This window comes from Kitasatospora purpeofusca (assembly GCF_000718025.1).
GTDB lineage: Bacteria > Actinomycetota > Actinomycetes > Streptomycetales > Streptomycetaceae > Kitasatospora > Kitasatospora purpeofusca.
In genome coordinates, this window is the sequence record NZ_JODS01000002.1 from 192,479 (window position 1) to 212,241 (window position 19,763).

11 protein-coding genes are annotated in these 19,763 nt (G+C 75.9%); 6 read left to right on the plus strand and 5 right to left on the minus strand.

What is annotated here, in order from left to right:
• The first annotated feature begins 67 nt into the window (after nucleotides 1–67).
• The 6 genes from IF01_RS0103950 (at nucleotide 68) to IF01_RS0103975 (ending at nucleotide 13,813) form a co-directional block, all read left to right on the plus strand.
• Nucleotides 68–922 (plus strand): DUF4132 domain-containing protein, encoded by an 855-nt coding sequence (locus tag IF01_RS0103950; protein ID WP_030391828.1) that lies wholly within the window; start codon nucleotides 68–70, stop codon nucleotides 920–922.
• Nucleotides 919–6,102: a hypothetical protein gene (locus IF01_RS0103955; RefSeq protein WP_051754893.1), complete on the plus strand. Its 5,184-nt coding sequence runs from the start codon at nucleotides 919–921 to the stop codon at nucleotides 6,100–6,102. The genes IF01_RS0103950 and IF01_RS0103955 overlap by 4 nt, the downstream gene beginning before the upstream one ends.
• A complete protein-coding gene (locus tag IF01_RS0103960) occupies nucleotides 6,099–7,265 on the plus strand; it encodes an ATP-binding protein (protein WP_030391830.1) in 1,167 nt (388 codons plus the stop codon). The genes IF01_RS0103955 and IF01_RS0103960 overlap by 4 nt, the downstream gene beginning before the upstream one ends.
• A 109-nt stretch (nucleotides 7,266–7,374) precedes the next feature.
• The gene (locus IF01_RS0103965; protein ID WP_078879638.1) at nucleotides 7,375–11,154 is read left to right on the plus strand and encodes a DUF5682 family protein; all 3,780 of its coding nucleotides are present in this window, start codon (nucleotides 7,375–7,377) and stop codon (nucleotides 11,152–11,154) included.
• On the plus strand, nucleotides 11,151–13,133 hold the full coding sequence (locus IF01_RS0103970; protein ID WP_030391832.1) for a hypothetical protein: 1,983 nt from the start codon (nucleotides 11,151–11,153) through the stop codon (nucleotides 13,131–13,133). The genes IF01_RS0103965 and IF01_RS0103970 overlap by 4 nt, the downstream gene beginning before the upstream one ends.
• A gap of 212 nt (nucleotides 13,134–13,345) precedes the next feature.
• On the plus strand, nucleotides 13,346–13,813 hold the full coding sequence (locus tag IF01_RS0103975; RefSeq protein ID WP_030391833.1) for a MarR family winged helix-turn-helix transcriptional regulator: 468 nt from the start codon (nucleotides 13,346–13,348) through the stop codon (nucleotides 13,811–13,813).
• A gap of 56 nt (nucleotides 13,814–13,869) precedes the next feature.
• Here IF01_RS0103975 and IF01_RS0103980 read toward each other — a convergent pair whose 3' ends face one another.
• From IF01_RS0103980 to IF01_RS0104000, 5 genes are all read right to left on the minus strand, one after another.
• Nucleotides 13,870–14,442 carry a GTP-binding protein gene (locus IF01_RS0103980; protein ID WP_030391834.1) on the minus strand — a complete coding sequence of 191 codons (573 nt, stop codon included), beginning with the start codon at nucleotides 14,440–14,442 and terminating at the stop codon, nucleotides 13,870–13,872.
• 103 nt (nucleotides 14,443–14,545) lie between these two features.
• Nucleotides 14,546–14,926 (minus strand): DUF742 domain-containing protein, encoded by a 381-nt coding sequence (locus IF01_RS0103985; protein WP_030391835.1) that lies wholly within the window; start codon nucleotides 14,924–14,926, stop codon nucleotides 14,546–14,548.
• Nucleotides 14,923–15,354 (minus strand): roadblock/LC7 domain-containing protein, encoded by a 432-nt coding sequence (locus tag IF01_RS0103990; RefSeq protein WP_030391836.1) that lies wholly within the window; start codon nucleotides 15,352–15,354, stop codon nucleotides 14,923–14,925. Before IF01_RS0103990 ends, IF01_RS0103985 begins: the two co-directional genes overlap by 4 nt.
• Nucleotides 15,354–17,711, minus strand: coding sequence for an ATP-binding protein (locus IF01_RS43515; RefSeq protein WP_051754894.1), 2,358 nt, complete (start codon nucleotides 17,709–17,711; stop codon nucleotides 15,354–15,356). The genes IF01_RS0103990 and IF01_RS43515 overlap by 1 nt, the downstream gene beginning before the upstream one ends.
• A gap of 378 nt (nucleotides 17,712–18,089) precedes the next feature.
• A complete protein-coding gene (locus IF01_RS0104000) occupies nucleotides 18,090–19,361 on the minus strand; it encodes an acyl-CoA dehydrogenase family protein (protein WP_078879699.1) in 1,272 nt (423 codons plus the stop codon).
• Nucleotides 19,362–19,763: the final 402 nt, after the last annotated feature.

Consider the following 19,763-nt stretch of genomic DNA (forward strand, 5'->3'; position numbering starts at 1 on the left):
CGCCGCGTTGTCAGTGTGTCCCGTTACGTTCCTCCCAACTGACCGACCAGCTGGGAGGAGAGCGGCCGTGGCGTGGGTTGAAACGGGTTCGGGCGGCTATTTCGTCGCCTTCGACGAGGAGGGCAAGGTGGTCTGCCGCAATGCGGCGGGCCGTCAGCTGAAAGCCGTCCCGCCGAAGCTGAACGACGATCCGGTGGTGCTCGGACTCCGGCAGCTCACCGACTGGCTGGACGCCCACCGGCGCGGCTGCCTGGAGACCGCCGAGCGGTGGATGGTGCGCTCGCTGCCGGTGCCCGCCGCCGTCGTCACCGCCGTCTGGGCGGACGAGGCGTGGCGCGAGGTCCTGCGCGACCTCGTGGTCACGGGGGCCGACGGCGAGGTGGCCGGCTTCCTGCGCGGGGCCGACGCCGAGCGCGGCATCGGCCTGGTCGACCTCGACGGGGACACCGTCCGGCTCACCGGCAGCGAGCTGCGGATACCCCACCCGGTCCTGCTGGACGAGCTCGACGAACTGCGCGAGTTCGCCGTCGAACTCGGCGTCTCCCAGCAGGTCCAGCAGCTGTACCGGGAGGTCTGGCACCGGCCGGCGGGCGTCACCGGCACCCAGGTCGACACCTACGCGGGCGGCCGCTACGCCGCGCTGCGCGAGCTGCTCGGCCGCTGCGCCAGGCTCGGCCACCGGGTCCGCGGCGGGCACGCCGTGCTGCCCGTGGTCGAGGACGGGCGGGCCCTGGAGGCCCGGGTCTGGGTCGGCGACTACTACGAGTACGACGAGTGCGAGACCGGCGCGCTCAGCTGGACCGGCCCGGACGGCAAGGTCCTGCCGCTGGCCGAGGTCGGACCGGTCGCCTGGTCCGAGGGGATGCGGATGGCCGCCGCACTGTACGCCGGCCGCACGATCGAAGGGGAGGAAGCCGCATGAGCACCACCACCGGGCCCGACCGCACCGCCACCGGTGCCCTCGGCGGAGCCGACCGCCACCAGCGGCTGCTGGAGTCCGGGGCGATCCTCGCCCCCGGCACCCTGCCCGGCGCCGGCACCCCCGACAGCGCCGCCGACGTCCTCACCGCCCGCGCCTACGCCCACCCCGCGCTCGACGGCCGCCGGATCGTCCGCCTGGTCCCCGGCGCGCTCGGACCCGCCGAGGACCTCGCCGTCGACTTCCTCGGGCTCGTCCCCGCCGAGGAGCCGGTCGAGGTCGGCCAGGTCCGCCAGGAGGCACTGGGCTTCCCCGCCTGGGCGCTCGTCCACGACCCGGCCAACGGCCACCACGCGCTCGCCCTGGTCAAGGAGATGGAGCGGCTCGCCCGCCAGGCCAAGTCCAAGCCGGGCAACGCCAAGGACGGCTTCGACGAGCTGGGCCGCCGGCTCGGCCGCGCCGTCCCGCACTTCCTGCCCACCTACTGCGAGCAGGTCGGCCGGATCTTCCTCGAGCAGGAGAACCAGACCTACGCGAGCACCTTCTTCGGCCGGGCCCGCGAGGCCGAGCGCACCCACAACCTGGCCGTCGACGAGGAGCGGCTGCGCGCCGTCTTCCTGGAGTTCGCGCTGGCCGGCGCCCTCACCGTCAAGGCGCTGCGCCAGTACGTCAAGGAGCTGAGCGGCCGGCTCGACCCGCTGACCGCCTGGCAGCGGTTCCGCCAGCTGTGCACCGAGCGATCGGCGGCCGGCATGGCCCCCTACGCCGGGGTCGCCGAGGACGCCCGCACCCTGCTCAAGGCCGCCGGGCTGGAGCGGGACGAGCACGAGCGCGCCCTGCTGCTCGAACTCCTCGCCTCACCCGCCGTCAACCGCGCGCCCGGCACCTTCTGGAAGAGCTGGCACGAGGCCGTCGTCGAGCTCGGCCGGGGCGACGCCGCCGTGCGCGCCCGCCTGCTGGAGCTGATGCCCGACCCGCCGGGCAACGACGACCGCACCCGCCAGGACGCCGGCTGGCTCGCCGTGCTGGCGGAGAGCGGCGCCGAGCGCCTGCTCACCGACCTGCCCGCCGACCCGGCGGCCGGGGCGTCGGCGGATCTTCCCGCCGAGCCGGCCGCCGCCTGGCTCCAGCGCTGGACCAACCACCTCGGCCGGGGCTGGCGCACCATCGGCCTCAGCACCGAGACCGTCGCGCTGGCCCACCGGATGCTCGACCGGCTGCGCGCCGAGGCCGTACCCGTCGACCTCTTCACCGGCGTGCGCCGCAGCGCCACCCAGCTGGAACTGCTCGACCTGCTGCTCGCCGAGGGCGTCCCGGTCGCCGACCCGGCCGAGGGCCACACCTTCGTCCTCCAGGACTGGGTCGCCGCCTCCGACACCGACGGCCGCACCCTCGCCGCCCTCGCCGCCGACCCCCGCTTCCGGCCCGCGCTGCGCGCCGCCGTCCCGGCCGTCTGGGACACCGTCGACAGCCGCCGCCTCGCCGCCCGACCGGTCCTGCGCGAGCTCTTCGTCGAGTGGTCCGACGCCCGCGCCGACGAGCTGACGGCCGCCCGCGGCCTGGAGAGCGCGAGCGGCATCCTGCACCAGCTGAGCGCCCACCGCACCGGCATCCGCGACGAGAACCCGGCCGCCGCACGGCGGATCGCCGCACTCGACGTGACCGCGCTGCTCGCCGACACCCTGCGCGGCGGGATCCTCGACGAACTCGGCTGGCCCGCCCTGGAGGAGGCGCTCGTCCGGCTCGGCGTCGAGGCCTCGGACACCCCCGGCGTCGGCAGCGGCCGCAACCTCCCCGAGGGGCTGCTGCTGGAGGAGGCCTGGCCGCACCTGGTGCTCGCCCGCGGCAACCAGGTCGTGGTAGCCGGCCCGCAGGGCATCCTGTTCGAACACACCCTGCGCATCCCCGACAAGCTCGACTCCTGGCACCGCCCCCGCTTCCGCTTCGTCGACGGCGAACTCCTGGTCGCCTGGGCCCACGAGGGCAAGCAGCGGGCCTACTGGTCCGGCCGGCCCGCCGAGATCTTCGAGCTCGGCGGCGAGCAGATCGCCCACTACTACGGCGGCGGCGACATCGAGACGCCGACCCTGCCGCTGCCCGGCGGCGGCCGCACCGGCGGCCACCGGCCGCTGCACGTCGGCGACACCGTCCTGCCCGCCGAGGACCGCGTCCTCGGCGACGGCACCGGCCACTGGACGGCCCAGCGGCGCGCCGGCGTACCCGTCCTGGAGGAGCTCGACGCCGCCACCGGCACCGCGGGCCGCGCCTCCGAACCGCCGCGGATCGCCGCCGGCGCCGCGGCGGGCGTCCTCGACCTCCGCCGCACCTGGCTGCTGCCGCTCCAGCCCGGTCTGGAGGGTACGCCGCTCGGCACCGACGGGACCGTCCTCGGCAGCTGGCTCCGGAAGGACGGCAAGCGGATCACCACCGTCACCGCCGACGGCACCACGCTCGTCGCGGACAACACCGGCGGCGGATCGCTGTACCCGCTCGGTCGGCTCATCCTGCCCGGCGGCGGCCGGCCGGTCCTCCAGGAGGGCCGCGGACGCCACCTGGCCCTCGCCCTGCCCGCCGCGGACTCCCCGGCCGAGGGCACCGTCACCGCCGACCCGGCCGGCTTCACCGCCGACTTCGAACCCGGCCGCCCCGGCGGCCTCGGCGGCGCCGGCACCGCCCTCGTTCTGCCGCTCTCCCACTGGCACGTCCTGCGCCCGCGCGACGAGCAGGGCTCGACCGAGCTGCGCGGCATCAGCCACGAGCAGGCCGCCCGGCTCGTCGACGCCGCCTGGCCGGCCGACGCCGAGCCCGTTCCCGCCGCCCGGCAGCGCTGGATCACCGTCCAGGGCGTGCGCCGCCCGGTCGTCAGCAGCGACAAGGCCGAGGAGCGGCTGCCGGTCGACGCCGTCGCCGGCGTCCTGCCCGGCATCACCCACAGGCTGCTGCTGGCCGGCGTCACCGGCCTCGCCCGCACCGCCGCCGACCTGCTCGACCGGATCGCCCGCTACCTGCCGCAGCCCGAGGACGACGGCCGAACCGTCGGCGGCTCCGGTGCCGTCGAGTGCGCCTACCGGCCCGAGCACGGCACCGACTACGAGCTCGGCCAGGCCGTCGCCCTGCTGCTGCCCGGTGTCGGCGGCTTCGGCCGCTCCTGGGACCGCAGCGCCAACTACCGCGTCCTCAACAACCTCAGGGCCGTCACCGCCGTCCTCGCCGAGCCCCCCGCGGCCGAGGGCGACGGCTGGAGCACCCCGCACCGGATCGCGCTGCACGGCGACGACGACCACCAGGGCTGGCTGCAGACCCTCGGCCGCCTCGGCACCCTCGCCTACGCGGCGGCCGCCCCGCTCACCTCCGCCGAGCAGCGCGACTCGCTCGCGCTGCTGCTCACCGAGCTCACCGCCGGTCCGCTCGCCGACCGGGGCGCCACCCTGCGCGAGATCGTCCTCACCGAGCCGCTGACCGACCCCACCGCCAAGCAGGGCAAGCACGAGCGGCGGGCCGGCCAGGTCTGGCGGCACGGCGACCGCACCGTCGTCGTCCTCGCCTGCAGCCACCACCACGAGGACAAGGCGCACTGGATCGCCGTCGACCACGACCCGAGCGGGGCCTTCGGCGCGGTCGCCCACTTCGGCACCGCCGAGGAGCGCGGCACCGAGGAGAGCGTCGACGCGGCGTGGGTGGCCCGCTTCACCGCCCTGCTCCGCGAGCACGGCGCGATGACCCACCGCCCCGATCGCGCCGCCGACTTCGGCGCGCGCACCGGCATCGGCGCCGTCCGCTCTACCCTGCTGTTCAGCCCCACCGAGGCGCTGATCCACTGGTACGGCGCGCCGCTGCCCCCCGAGGCGCTCAAGGAGTACGGCCTCAAGTCCGGCGAGGCCAAGGCCGCCCGGGACTGGCTGCGCGGGTGCGAACGGGAGGCCCTCGGCGAGGTCTGGTCCGCCCTGCTGCCCGCCGACCCGGAGGAACTCTGGAGCACCGGCCCGGACAGTGCCGCCGGCGCCGCGCACTGGACGGCCCGCCTCGGCCGGCTGGTCACCCTGCCCGAGGCGGAGCAGTCCACCGTCAGCGGCACCACCATCCAGAAGGTCGAGGAGATCCTCAACTTCGCGACCACCCCGTGGCTGAGCCGCACCACCCGCCAACGGGTGCTCCCCCTGGGGGAGGCGGCCACGCCCGTCCTCCAGGCCGAGGACCCGCTGGCCCTGCCGGACTACAGCACCCTGTCCGAGGCCGCCGACGCGATCGCCTGGCTCGCCTACCGGCTGCCCTGGAACAGCCCGCTGCGGGCCTCGCTCGCACCCGCCGTCCGGGCCCTGCACACCCGCCTGGCCGACCCGGGGCTGCTGCTCGCCTACGACCTGCGCCGCAACAGCAAGGGCGAGCCGCTGGCCGCCGTGCTGCGCGCCCGCTTCGGCCTGCCCGCCGAGGGCGGCGCCGACGCGGACGGGCTGGTCCGCTGCGGCGAGGCCCTGGTGCTCTCGCCGACGCACGACGAGGCGGAGCAGATCTGGTGGCGCCCGGCCGGCCTCGACGGCGCGCAGGACCAGGCGCTGGACCAGCTGGCCGGGCTGGGCGACAGCTACTGGCTGTCCCGTCAGCGGACGGTGCTCACGGCGCTCCTGGGCGGGGAGCTGGACCGGCTGGTCGTCCTGCCGGAGCTCCCCGACGCCGCCGGTGCTGCCGGTGCTGCCAGTGCTGCGGGTGCTCCGGCCGAAGGGGCCGAGGTCTGGCCCCACCACCCGCTGCTCACGGTGCCCGAGCTGGTCGCCGAGGTCGCCAAGACCCACGAGCTCGGCGAGGACGCCGCCGTCCTCTACCTCCAGCTGCTCGCGCTGCCGGACCCGACCGACCGCAATGTCGCGCGCTGGACGGGCTGGAAGCCGGCCCGGCTGAAGAAGGCGCGCGCCGAACTCCTCGCCTCCGGCCTGGTCATGGAGGCCAAGCGGGCCCGCGCCGGGCGCACCCTCTTCCTCCCCGGCGGCTGGCAGGAGGCCAAGGCCCCCGGTCTGCCCGTCGAGACCTGGAAGGCCGCCCTCTACGATCTCCCCACCCACCACGACGTGCTGCCGCGGTTCGCCGTCCCGGAGCTGTTCGCCCGGGCCTGGCAGCGCGTCACCGACGGGGACGCCCCGGGCTTCGAAGAGCTCCGGACCGGCAAGCGCAGGAAGGCCCGCCGATGACCACCACTCCCGCCACCAGTACCTCCACCGCCGGCACCGACACCCCGGCCCGGCAGGTCGTCCCGCCGGAGGAGCGGTTCGCCGCCGAACTGGAGTTCCTCGCCGCGCACGACTCCGGCCCGCGCCCGCCCGGCTGGCGGCTCACCCCGCGCGCCGTCGTCACCTTCGTGATGGGCAGCGGCGGCAAGAAGCTCAAGGCAGGCCGCAAGAGCCTGGCGATCGAGCAGAAGTTCGTCGGCGAGCGGGCCCTCGTCGAGCGCTGCGTCGTCACCCTCGCCGGCGAGCGCGGCCTGCTGCTCGTCGGCGAGCCCGGCACCGCCAAGTCGATGCTCTCCGAACTGCTCGCCGCCGCCGTCTGCGGCACCAGCGCGCTCACCGTCCAGGGCACCGCCGGCACCACCGAGGACCAGCTCAAGTACGGCTGGAACTACGCCCTGCTGCTCGCCAAGGGCCCCAGCCGCGAGGCGCTGGTGCCCTCCCCGGTGCTCAGCGCGATGACCACCGGCGCGGTCGCCCGGGTCGAGGAGGTCACCCGCTGCCTCCCGGAGGTCCAGGACGCCCTGGTCTCGCTGCTCTCCGAGCGGCGGATCGCCGTCCCCGAGCTGGCCGGCACCCCGGACGGCCAGCTGCACGCCGCCCCCGGCTTCACCCTGATCGCCACCGCGAACCTGCGGGACAAGGGCGTCAGTGAGATGTCCGCGGCGCTCAAGCGCCGGTTCAACTTCGAGACGGTCGGGTCGATCGGCAGCCTGGCGGCCGAGGTCGAGCTGGTCCGCCGCCAGTCCACCGCCGCCGTCGCCCGCGCCGGGGCCGCCTACGCGGTCGACGACGCGGTGCTGGAGGCCCTGGTCACGGCCTTCCGCGACCTGCGGACCGGCCGCTCCACCGAGGGCTGGGACGTCGAACGCCCGTCCACCGTGATGAGCACCGCCGAGGCGGTCTCGGTGGCCACCGCGATCGGGGTCGGCGCCGCGTACCTGCCCGACGGCGGCGACCTGCTCGGCCGGCTCCCCGGCCAGCTGATCGGCGTCGTCCGCAAGGACGACCCGGCCGACGCCGCCCGACTGCTCGGCTACTGGGACGGCCCGGTCCGCCGCCGCGCCGAACAGGGCGCCGCCACCTGGCGCACCCTGTGGGAGCTGCGCTCCGCCCTGGAGCACTAGGCCGTCCGGCCGGCCCGCCGTCACCAGGGCGGCGGGCCGGCCCCGGCCCCGCACACCCCTTCGCGCACCACCCTTCCCCCTCCCCGAACTTCCACCGAGAGGTGAACAGATGAGCAGCGCGGTGCCGCCCGGCGGGGCGGACCTCGGCCACGACGACCCGCGAGGGACGGTCGCGACCGAGGCGGCCCGACTGGCCGCCTCCGGCCTCGACGCGCCCGGGCCCTTCCTGATCGGGGTGCGCCACCACGCCCCGTCGCTCAGCGTCGTCGTGCCCGCGCTGCTGGACGCCGCCCGGCCCGATGTCCTGCTGGTCGAGCTGCCCACCGAGTTCCAGCCCTGGCTCGGCCTGCTCGCGGACGAGGCCACCCGGGCCCCGGTCGCCCTCGCCGCCGCACCCGCCGCCGACCGCTCGGACGACGCGGCCGAGGGCGGCGGGCTCGCCTTCTACCCGTTCGCCGACTTCTCGCCCGAACTCGCCGCCCTGCGCTGGGCCCGCCGGAACGGCGTCGAGACGGTCGCCTGCGACCTTCCCCTCGCCGTCCGCGACCGGTACGCCGGCCGCACCGACCGGGACAGCACCGGCCCTGGTACTCCCCGGCCCGGCGTCGCCGACGCCCTCCGGCACCGCCTCACCGGCCGCGAGGACGACGAGGACCTCTGGGACCGCCTGGTCGAGACCGCCGCCCCCGGCTCCACCCCGGAGGCCGTCCGCCGCGCCGCGCTGCTGGTCGGCTGGGCGCTGCGCCGCGACGCCTCGGACGGCACCGGTGTCGACCCGTACGACCTGCGGCGCGAGGCCTGGATGCGGGCGTGCATCCGGGAGGCGGCCGAAGGCGGACGCCGGGTGGCCGCCGTCGTCGGAGCCTTCCACGCGCCCGCGCTCCTCCCGGCCGGGGTGGACGCCGCCGGGGCACCCGGGCCCGATCCCGGCCCCGATTCCGGCCTCGCCCCCGACCGGGTGCCGGAGGGCCGCCACGTCGTCTCCCTGATCCCCTACACCTACCCGCTGCTCGACGCCCGCTCCGGCTACCCGGCCGGCATCCGCGACCCCGAGTGGCAGCACACCGTGCTCGACGCCGCCGGGGACCAGGACCGGCTGGCCGAGGCACTGGTCACCACCGCCGTGCGGATCTGCGAGGCCCTGCGCGGCCAGGACCACCCCTCCGGCCCGGCCGACGCCCGCGAGATCGTCCGCCTCGCCGGCGACCTCGCCCGGCTGCGCGGTCTGGCGGCCCCCGGCCGGGGCGAGTTGGTCGAGGCCGTGCAGACCGCCCTCGCCCAGGGCGAACCGCTCGGCCGGGGCCGGGCGGTGGCCCGCGCACTGGAACGGGTCCTGGTCGGCACCCGCACCGGCGTACCCACCCCGGCCGCCCCGCGCAGCGGCCTCGCCCCCGCCGTCGAGCGACTCCTCACCGAGCTGGGCCTGCCCGGCCCCGGCGACACCGCCGAGCCCAACCCGCGCGAACTGCGCCTCGACCCGCTCCGCTCGGCCCTCGACCGCCGCCGCGAGCTCCTGCTCCACCGGCTCACCGCCTGCGGCGTCCCCTACGCCGAACCGGTCGAGTCCACCGGCGCCGGCGGGACCGAGACCCTCACCACCCGCTGGCGGGTCCGCTGGACCCCGACCGTCGCCGCGATGCTCACCGTCGCCGGGACTCAGGGCGTCACCCCGGCCCAGGCCGCCGAGGGAGCGCTGCGCGAGCGGCTGCGCCGGGAGCGGCAGGCCGACGGCCCGACCGCCCGCGAGGTCCTCCGGGGCCTCGCCGACGCCGACGCCTGCGGCCTCCCGGCCCTCACCGGCATCCGCCTCGCCCAGCTGACGGCCGTCCTCCCGGAGAGCGGCACCCTGCCCGAACTCCTCGACGCCCTCGCCCTCCTGGACCGCCTCACCGCCACCCACCGCCCGCTCCCGGGCCCGGTGACCGGCATCCCCGACCCCGGTGTGGCCGCCGACCCGTCGGCCGCCACCGGCCCCGGGGCGGAGGACTCGTTCCTGGCCGCCGTGGCTGCCGCCGCGGAGGTGGTGACGGTGGCGGCGGTGCGGCAGCTGGAGGGGCTCGGCGGATCGGACGAGGCCGAGGACGCCAGGGCGCTGGTCGAGCTGGCCCGGCGGGCCGACCTCGCCGGCGGTCTGCGGCTGCGCCACACGCTGGCCGAACTCGCCGACCGGGGGAGCCCCTTGGTGCGCGGTGCGGCCGGTGCGGTGCGGGTGCTGCTCCGGCAGGAGGTCCCGGCGGTGTTCGGCGACCGGGCCGCCTCCTGGGTCGACGGCGCCACCGGCCCCGACGCCCGGCATGCCCTGGGCCGGTCGCTGGTCGGACTGCTGACGGCCGCCGAGAGCCTGTTCGCCACCGCGCCCGAGGCGCTGGAACCACTGCTGGAGCGGATCGCCACCCTCCCGGACAACGCCTTCCTGGACCGGCTGCCCGCCCTGCGCGGTGGGTTCGACACACTCAGCCCGGCGGCCCGGGACCGGCTGCTGACGCTCGTCGAGGAGCGCCTGGGAGCCCGGCTGGACACGCTGCCGGAGGAGGTGCCGCCCGCGCTGCTCGCCGACTGGTCCCGCGCCGACCTCGCAGCCCGTTCCGCACTCGCCCGCCGGGGGCTGCTCCCACCGAGCCTCCCGGCTCCCACCGAGGCGGCACCCGCCGACCAGGCCCCGGCCGAGGAGGCACCCGTCCCCGAGCCCGTCCCCGAGCCGTCCGGCTCCCACGCCCTCGGCGCGGCCGAACGCTGGCGGCTGCTCCTCGGCCGACCGGGCAGCGGCCGCCCCGGCGGCCGTGCCTCGCGGCTCGCGTCCGCGCTGGACGAGCTCTACGGCACGGGGCACGGCGAGGGCTCCGGCCCCGGTCTGGAGGGCCGGGGCGGGGCGGGCGGCAACCGGGGCGGCCGCGAGGCGCCGTACCCGGGCGTGCGCGAGTGGTCCGAGGAGCTGACCGCCCTGTTCGGGCCCGGCATCCGGGAGGAGGTGCTGGCGGCGGCCGTGGCCCACGGGCGCGGCGACGCCCTGGAGGCGATCGACCCGGGGGCCGTGCGGCCGTCGGTCGACCTGTTGCGCACCGTCCTGGAGCACGCGGGCGGTCTGCCCGAGGCCCGGTTGGCCGCGCTGCGGCCGCTGGTCCGGCGCCTGGTCGACGAGTTGAGCCGGGAGCTGGCGACCAGGCTGCGCCCCGCCCTCACCGGGATCAGCGTGCCGCGTCCGAGCCGGCGCCCCGGCGGCGGCCTGGACCTGCACCGCACCATCCGCGCCAACCTGGCGACCGCCCGCCCCGCCGCCCCCTCGGCCGACAGCGGCACCGGCAGCAGCAGCGGCAGCGGTACCGGCACCGAGCCGGGCGGCATGGTGATCGTGCCGGAGCGCCCGGTGTTCCGGACCCGGGCCAAGCAGGCGTCCGACTGGCGGTTGATCCTGGTCGTGGACGTCTCCGGCTCGATGGAGTCGTCCACGGTCTGGGCGGCGCTGACCGCGTCGATCCTGGCCGGGGTGCCCTCGCTGAGCACGCACTTCGTCGCCTTCTCGACCGAGGTGGTCGACCTGACCGACCGGGTGACGGATCCGCTCGGCCTGCTCCTGGAGGTCCGGATCGGCGGCGGTACCCACATCGCCGCCGGGCTGAAGTACGCGCGGGAGCTGGTGACGGTGCCGTCCCGCACGCTGATCGCGGTGGTCAGCGACTTCGAGGAGGGCGGTCCGGTCGGCGGGCTGCTGGCGCAGACCCGGGCGCTGGTCGACTCCGGGTGCCATCTGCTGGGTTGCGCCGCGCTGGACGACACCGGCACGGCCCGGTACTCGAAGGCGATCGCGAGCCGGCTGGTCGCGGCCGGGATGCCGGTGGCGGCGCTCAGTCCGCTCGAACTGGCCCGCTGGGTGGGGGAGAAGGTCCGATGACGGAGGCGGTGCAGGGCGTGACGGGTTCGCGGGTGCAGTGGCCGGCGGTGCGACCGGAGGTGGTCGCCGAGGTGGTGGCCGGACTGTCGGCGCGGCTGCAGAAGCGCCTGGACGGTGCGGCCGCCAAACTGGCCGAACGGCCGGTGGAACGGACCGGCGAGGAGTGGCGGATCGCCGTGGACGAGGAGACGGAGCTCGTTCTGCACGCGCCGGGCGGGGTGGTGGCCACGTCGGGCGATGTGCGCTGCGGCTGCCTGCTGGCGCCGGCGTGCGTGCACCGGGCGGCGGCGGTCACGGTCTGCCCGCTGGCCGACGGCGAACCGTCGGCGGAACAGGTGGAACCGGCCCCGGCCGAGGGCGAGCCCCCGGCCACCGCCCCGGCGGCCGCTCTCCCCGGCGCGCCGCACGACGCGCCGCACGACGACGATCCGGCCGCCGGAACGCTCGGCGCCGCCGAACGCGCCGCCGTCGACCTGCTGCACCGGGTGGCCTCCGCCGCCCTCGCGGCGGGCGTGGGCGGTGCGGGCGCGGTGCTCCAGGCGGAGCTGTTGCGGGCGGCCCACCGGGCCCGGCTGGCCGGGCTGCACCGGCCGGCGGCCGCGGCGGTGGCGGTGGTCACCCGGATCCGGGCGGCCCGGTCGGGCGAACCGGACCACCGGCTCGCCGACCTGGTGGCCGGTCTGCGCGAGCTGCTCGGCCTCAGTACGGCCCTGTCCGCCGCCGCCGCGGCGGACACCGCCGGTCCGGATGTCGCCGCCCTGCGGGGGACGGCCCGCCAGGTGTACACGGCGGCGGGCGGGCTGCGGCTGTACGGACTGTTCTCCGAGCCGGTGCTGACGGCCACTCACGCGGGTGTGCTCACCTGGGCGGTCGACGCGGGCGGCGGCCTGCACACGATGGCCGAGATCATGCCGCACACCGACGCCGCCGCGGCGGCGCCGCAGGCGGTCGGCGCCGGCAACCGGGCGGTCCGGCTGGGCGACGCGATGCTCAGCCACCGCGAGTTCACCCGGGCCGGGCTGGCCGTGCAGGGCGCGACCAGGTCGGCGGCCGGGCGGCTCGGGGCGGGCGCCTCGGTCCGGGCGGTGCGCGCGGCGGGGGCGGCCTGGACGGCCGAGCCGGCGGCCCGGCTCTGGGCAGAGCCGCCTGCCGCGCAGGTGGCGCGGGCGCTCGGCGCGGCCGCACTGCCCCCGGAGGTCCGGCCGGCCGGGGGTGAACTCCTGTTCCTGGACGTGACGCTGCTCGGGGCGGTCCCGCACGGGCCGGGCGGGGAGCCGAGCCTGCTGGCGGACTGCGGGGGAGTGGTGGTGGCGCTGCGTGCCGCGCACGACCACCCGGGGCTGGCCCACCGGGGCAACCTCGCGCTGCTGGCGACCGCCCCCGGCCTGCGGCTGCGGGTGATCGGCCGCCTGGAGCGCTCGGCCCGCCCCGAGCTGCGCCTGCTGGCGGTCGGCGAGCCCCCGTCCACGCCGCCCCTTGGGGACCGAGCCCCGGAGGATCGAGCCCCGGAGACCCCGGCCCCGGCCCTCGCCCTGCCCGCCGATCGCGCGGGCCGGGTCAATCTCGGCCTGGAGCGGCTCCAGACGGCGGACCTGGCCCTCCCGCCCCTGGACGCCGTCCCGCCGCTCACGGCCCTGCCGGCGGGGTCGCTCCCGCCGAGCACGCCGGTGCACCTGCTGTCCCGCCGGGTGGAGCAGGCGGTGACCGGCGGCCGGGCGGTGCTGGCACTGGGGACCGGTGCGGCGCGCGACGACCGGGCCCGGTTGCGGTCGGCGGGGCTGGCCACCGGCGCAGCGCTGCTGGAGGGTCTGCTCGGGGCGGCGGTGGACCAGCCGCGCGACGTCTTCGGCCGAGTGGTCGCGGACGACCACGACGCCTTCGCGGCCGCCTGGTTGGCGGCGGCCTGGTACGAGGAGGAGTTGGCCTCGGCACTCTGCGCGACCGCCTGGACCCAGGAGGCTCCCGGTAATCGGCCATAAGCAGAACTATTTGCACAAGCAGATATGCCGCGCCAAATGGCATACTTGAACGAAGCGGAACGTTCGAACGGCCGGTGGCCTGCCGGAGGGGGCCGGCCGCCCGGGGCAGGACCCCGGCAGCACCGCACCGCAGCACAGCAACAGCCGCGCGAGCCGCACAGCCGCACAGCACGACCGTACGAGCACATGACCCGAGCAGGGAGACGCGAGCCATGGGGATCCAGGACGACGCCGCCGAGATCCGCGCCAGCGGCTGGCGCACGCTGGCCGCGCTGCACGGGCTGATCGACTCGGCCCTGGAGAAGGCCCTGCAGGCCGAGTACCGCCTCTCCGTGGTCGAGTACACGGTGCTGGAGGCGCTGTCGCGGCAGGACGGCTGGCACATGCGGATGCAGCAGCTGGCCCGCGCGGCGGCGCTGAGCAGCAGTGCCACCACCCGGCTGGTGAGCCGGCTGGAGGAGCGCGGGCTGCTCGGCCGCTACCTGTGCGCGGACGACCGGCGCGGCATCTACACCGAGCTGACCCCGCAGGGCCGCGAACTGCTCCGGGTGGCGCGGCCGTTGCACGATGCAACCTTGGAGGCGACGCTCACCGGGGCCGCCGACGTCCCCGAGCTGGCGCCGCTGGTGCGCGCGCTGCACGACCTGGAGCCGGCTCCCGCCTCCCCGGCCGGCGCCTGAGCAGGGAGCGGGACGCCGGGCCGCCGGGGCGCTGGGACGGCCGGCCGTCCCAGCACTCAGCGCCGTGAGCTGAGCGCGTCCTCGTGCACCCGGTCCAGCAGGGCGAGCAGCAGTTCCTTGCTGGAAGCGCGCTCCCGGACGTCGCAGAGCACGACCGGCACCCCCGGGTCGAGGTCGAGCGCGCGCCGGACGTCGTCGGGGGTGCAGTCGCGGCGCCCGTGGAAGCAGTTGACACCGATGGCGAACGGGATGCCGCGCTGCTCGAAGAAGTCGACGGCGGCGAAGCTGGACTCCAGTCGGCGGGTGTCGGCCAGCACGATCGCGCCGAGCGCGCCGAGGGCCAGGTCGTCCCACATGAACCAGAACCGGAACTGGCCCGGGGTGCCGAACAGGTAGAGCACCAGGTCCTGCCGGACGGTGATCCGGCCGAAGTCCATCGCGACGGTGGTCGTCGACTTGCCCTGGACGCCGTCGAGGCTGTCGACCCCGATGCTGGCCCGGGTCATCCGTTCCTCGGTCTGGAGCGGTTCGATCTCACTGACCGAGCCGACCATGGTGGTCTTGCCGACGCCGAAGCCGCCGGCCACGAGGATCTTGACCGCGCCCGGCACCAGGCTCTGGGTCGTCACGTCTGGTCTCCTGGAAGGGAACTGAGCGGAAGAGCGAAAGGTCGAAAGAGACTGGAGGGTGGACGGCGACGGAACGGACCCGGCCCGATCGGACCCGACCCGGTCAGAGCCGCCGGACACCCTCGATCACAGCCCGGATCAACGCGATGTCCGGTGCCTCGGCGAGCTGGACGGGTGCCCGGGTGAGGATCATCCGGGCCTCGGCGAGGTCGTCCAGTAATACCTTGACCACGCTCACCGGGAGGTCCATGGTGGCCGCGATCTCGGCCACCGCCAGCGGGCGTTCGCGGCAGAGGTCCAGGATCGCGGCCGGTTCGGGCGTCAACCGGCTGGTGTCCGTGCGCGGGTCGGCGGTGACCACCAGGGTGATCAGCGCGAATCCGTCACGGACCGGTCCGGTGCGCCCGTTGGTGATGGCGTAAGGGCGGACCAGATGGCCCGCGTCCTTGTCGAAGAACCAGGCCTCGTCGGCGTCGACGGTCACGCACCGCCACCCACGCCCGGCTGGCCGGCGTCGCTGCGCGGCGCCGCGGTGAGGTACTGGCCGACCTGCTTCACCAGCATGTTGATCTCGTAGGCCATGAGCCCGGCGTCGACCGCCTCGCTGGTGAGCACGGCGAGCCGGGCGCCTTGGCCGGCGGTCGTGACGAACAGGAACAGCTGGTCCATCTCGATCACGGTCTGCCGGACCCGCCCGCCGTTGAACCGGTGGCCGGCGCCCCGGGCGAGGCTCTGCAGTCCGGAGGCCACGGCCGACAGGTGCTCGGCGTCGGCCCGGTCCAGGTCCTGCGAGAGCCCGATCAGCAGGCCGTCCTCGGACAGGACGATGGCGTGCCGGGTCTCCGGGACCCGCGCCACCAGCTGGTCCAGCAGCCAGTTGAGGTCGCGCTGGGTATCGGTGTACTGCGTCATCACTGCTGTTCCTTAGCTGCGGAAGGTGCGGCCGGGGCGGAGGGCCCGGCCGGCGCGTCCGCGTCGGGTGTCGTCGCACGGGCGGTGCGGGTGCCGCGCTGGATGGCGGCCATGGTGGCCCGCGAGCGCTGCGGCGAGAGGTCGTCCGCGGACGGTCCGGAGGAGCCGGTCCCGCCGACGCCGTCGGCCCCGTCGGGAGCCGCCGGGCCGGTGCGGCCGTACTGGGCGGCGGGGGCGGGAGCGCCGGACCGTCCGTACCCGCCGGGGTGGCCGAACCCCGCGCCCGGCGCGTTGGCCTCGCGCAGCTGCTCGGCGAGGCTGGCGTTGCGGACCCGCTGCGGCAGCACGCGCGGGGTGCGCAGCTCGCCGTCGGGGCCGTGCTCCGGCGCGACCTCCTCGGCGCGCTGGTGCGTGGGCGCCGCTGCCGCCGCCGAGGCGGCCGTCGCGGCTGCGAGCGCCGCGAGCGCGGTCGCCGCCGGCCCCTCGCCGACCCCTGCCGCCGACTCCCCGGCCCCGGTCCCTGTCGAGGGCCCGGCCACTGCCGAGGACCCGTCCGGGCCGGGCTCGTCCCCCGGCTCGCCGTACGGCCGGGGCATGGCCGGTCGGGCCACCACCACGGCGCCCGGCAGACCGGGGATCGACGAGCCCACCGACAGGCCGGCGTTGACCGTCGGGTCGTCCTCGTCGCGGGCGCCGCCCTGGGGGTAGCGCGCGAGCAGTTCGCCGATCACCACGCTGCCGTCGAACCGGTCCGCCGTACCGCCGAGCACTCCGGCCGGGTCGTCGCCGTAGCGCACCGGGTCCACGACGGGAGCCTGCACCGGAGCCTGCGCCTGGACCGGAGTCTGAACCGGAGTCTGGGCCTGCGCCTGGACCGGAGCCGGAGCGAAGGCCGGGGCCGGTGCGGGAGCCGCGCCGAGAGCCGGGACCCCCTCCACCGCGGCGCCCTCGATCCCACCGGCCACCGTCTGCCCGGCCACCGTCCGCCCGGTCGCCGACGGGCCGACGCCCGCCTGTCCGACGCCGGACGACCCGACCACGGGGTACTCGGCGTCCGCCCGGGGGGTGCCCAGCAGCCCGCCCAGGACCCCGGCGAGCGCGCCGGACAGCTCCTGGTCGATCTCGCCGAGCTCCGCGTCCGCGTCCGCCCCGCCGCCGGGCGGCAGGTCGGGCACGGGCGTCCGGGTGACCCGGGCACCGGACGGCAGACCGGGGAGGGCGGCCGGCTGTCCGGCCTGCTCCAGCAGCAGCGCGGGCACCAGCACCACGGCCCTGGTCCCGCCGTACGGCGAGGGCCGCAGGGTGACCTGGATGTCGTGCCGCGCCGCGAGCCGCGCGACCACGAACAGGCCGAGCCGCAGGTCGTCGCCGAGCGCGGAGACGTCCAGCTCGGGCGGGTTGGCCAGGTAGTCGTTGAGCCGCTCGTACTCGTCCTCGGCCATGCCGAGACCGCGGTCCTCGACCTCCACCGCCAGGCCCTTGGGCACTTCCTGCGCGGAGACCTGCACCTGGGTGTAGGGCGGGGAGAAGGTGGTGCCGTTCTCGATCAGTTCGGCGACGAGGTGGATCACGTCGGCGACGGCCTGGCCGCTGAGCGAGGCCCGGGGCACGCCCTGGACGACGACGCGCGAGTAGTTCTCGGTCTCGGAGACGGCGCTGCGCAGCACGTTGACCATGGGGACGGCGTTGCGCCAGCGCCGGGCGGGCAGGGCGCCGCCCAGGATGACCAGGTTCTCGGCGTTGCGCCGCATCCGGGTGGCGAGGTGGTCGACCGCGAACAGTTCGCGCAGCAGCTCGGGTTCCTCGTGCTCGCGCTCCAGCGCGTCCAGCATGCTGATCTGGCGGTGGATCAGGATCTGGGTGCGCCGGGCGATGTTGAGGAAGACCTTCTTCGTCCCCTCGCGGCCCTGGGCCTGGTGGACGATCGCGGCGACGGCGGCCTGCCGGACGGCGGCGAGGCCGTCGGCGGTCTGCTGGACCTCGTCGCCGATCCGCCGGGACGGGGTCCAGGCGGGCGGTGTCGGGACCGATTCGCCGGCCTGGAGCCGCCCGACGACCTGGGGGATCTCCTGCTGGGCGAGGGCCAGGGTCTCGGCGTGGAGGTCGGCGAGCCGGCCCGGGAGGGTGCGCGCGGCACGCAGGCCGCGGACCAGGCTCCAGAGCAGGACGAGGGCGACCACCGCGGTGCCGCCGTAGAGGGCGGTGCGCTCCCCGGCGTCGCGCAGCAGGTAGGCGGCGTAGCCCCAGGCGGCGGCGAGGCCGAGGCAGGGGACCACCGCGAGGGCGAGGAGCGAGCTGCGGAGGGAGCCGGACCGGCCGGCGCGGTGGCCCGTCCGGGGGGCCGATATGCCTGGCATCTGATTCCTTGTAGCAGGGCCGAACGGCGGTTGTCCGTGTGCGGTCCGACCGCGGTCGCGGGGCGCCACGGCCGGCGGAGCCCGGAGGGTTGCCGGAGGTGGTGACGTGTGGTCACCGTCCGGACGGGAGCTGCACGGCCGCCGACTGCAGGCACGCTACCAGCCTCAGGTGCCATCTGGGCAACATCAACTGACGATATGTGAACGGGTGATGACACGGTGGCGGGGGCGTCCGGGGTTCGCCCCGGGGGTCGTTCCGGCAGGTCGGGTGAGGTGCGGGGCGGGCCTGACGGCTTTCCGGCGGCCGGGGTTCGGCCACCGGAAAGCCGTCAGGGACGTGTCAAGGGCACCTGTGGGGAGGTCCCGGTCCTGCCCGGCTCAGCCCGCCAGCGGCATCCGCAGCACGGCCGCCGAAGCGCCCTGCGCCTGCGCCTCCGCCCCGGCCTCGCGCTCGGCCAGCTCGGTCCACGCCCAGCTGGCCAGATGGCCGAGTTCGGCCGACCACTGCTTCCCGTAGGTGCCCGAGGCCACCTGGCCGAGCCGCAGCCGCTGGACGTCCGAGGTGCCGGCCGGCGGGTAGACGTGGGTGGCGTCGCGCAGGTAGCGCTCGATGTGGAAGTCGGCGTGCAGGCCGCGGGCGGCGTGGATCTCCATCGCGTTGCGCGCCGAGTCCAGCGCGTACTCGGTGTTGATCAGCTTGGCGTTCATCAGTTCGGCGTCGCACGGCCGGCCGTGGTCCAGCAGGTGCGAGGCGTGGTACGCGGCGAGCTTGGCGGTCATCAGCCGGGACTGCATCTCGCCCAGCTTGAGCGCGATGTTCGGCAGTTGGGACAGCGGCTTGCCGTACATGATGCGTTCCTCGGCGAACCGCGCGGTGTCCTCGACGATCGCCCGGTGGATGCCGAGCGCGACCGCCGCCAGGTTCAGCCGCCCGTAGAGGGTCGAGGACGAGTAGGCCACGTCCAGGCCCTGGCTCTCCAGGCCGAGCCGGTTGGCGGCCGGGATCCGGCAGTCCTCGAAGACGAGTTCGCCGAAGCTGAAGCCGTGCAGACCGCTCTGCGAGCCCAGCTCGCCGGTACGGAAGCCCGGGCGGTCGCTCTCCACCAGGAACGCGGACAGCCCCTTGCTGCCCTCGCCGGTGCGGAGCACCACGCCGTGCACGTCACCGATGTGCGAATTGCCCACGAACCACTTGCGGCCGTTGAGCACGTACTCGTCGCCCTCGCGCCGGGCGGTGCCGCTCATGCCGAGCACGTGGCCGCCGGACTCCGGCTCGGTGACGGCGATCGTGGGCAGCGCCGTCCCGTTGGCGAACCGGGGCAGCCAGTGGCGGCGCTGGGTGTCGCTGCCGAAGTGGATCACCTTGGCGACGCCGAGCTGCGAGGCCTGCGCGATCGCCCCCATCGCGCCGCTGACACGCGACAGTTCCTCGACGATCACGGTTTTGGCCAGGTGTCCCAGTCCCAGTCCGCCGAATTCCCGCGGGATGGTGACGCCGATCCAGCCACGGCGGGCGATCTCCCGCGAGAGCTCGAATTCGACCTGGCGCTCGGCCTCCATTCTGGCCACCTGCGGGCGTACTTCCTTCTCCGCGAACTCGCGTACCTCCGCTCGGAGGCTCTCGTGTCGCTCGTCGGTGAAGTAGTCCATCGCCATACCAGGTCCTCTCGGTTCGGGTGGTTCGGTGGATGTGCCTCCGTCCGTGCAGCCGATCCGCTTCGGCCGCCGAGGGGTGGGGGAGTGACGGTGGCGGCCGGTTGCCCCTGAGTTGCAGCCGGTGCGTGCGGATGTGCCGGCGGTGGCCCACGCTGCCCTTGGGGACCGCCGTTTTTCGGCAGGGCTCATTGTCATATGTGTGCCGTAAGCGCTCTACAGTGGATCTTGGATTGGCGTGATTCGGGCCGTTCACGGACTGCCGGGGATTGAAGCGGTGTCGGGCGGGGAAGTGACCTGTCCCGCTTTTGGGATCTGGGGCTTGTGCCGGTTCCCGTTCCGGTTGTCTGCCGCTTCCCGCAACGGTTGCCCCGCGGTTCCCGGCCCGTCCCCGCCCGG

Coding starts and splice junctions, on each gene's coding strand:
- IF01_RS0103955 (WP_051754893.1), top strand. CDS start 919: ATGAGCACCACCACCGGGCCCGACCGCACCGCCACCGGTGCCCTCGGC.
- IF01_RS0103960 (WP_030391830.1), top strand. CDS start 6,099: ATGACCACCACTCCCGCCACCAGTACCTCCACCGCCGGCACCGACACC.
- IF01_RS0103965 (WP_078879638.1), top strand. CDS start 7,375: ATGAGCAGCGCGGTGCCGCCCGGCGGGGCGGACCTCGGCCACGACGAC.
- IF01_RS0103970 (WP_030391832.1), top strand. CDS start 11,151: ATGACGGAGGCGGTGCAGGGCGTGACGGGTTCGCGGGTGCAGTGGCCG.
- IF01_RS0103975 (WP_030391833.1), top strand. CDS start 13,346: ATGGGGATCCAGGACGACGCCGCCGAGATCCGCGCCAGCGGCTGGCGC.
- IF01_RS0103990 (WP_030391836.1), bottom strand. CDS start 15,354: ATGACGCAGTACACCGATACCCAGCGCGACCTCAACTGGCTGCTGGAC.
- IF01_RS43515 (WP_051754894.1), bottom strand. CDS start 17,711: ATGCCAGGCATATCGGCCCCCCGGACGGGCCACCGCGCCGGCCGGTCC.
- IF01_RS0104000 (WP_078879699.1), bottom strand. CDS start 19,361: ATGGACTACTTCACCGACGAGCGACACGAGAGCCTCCGAGCGGAGGTA.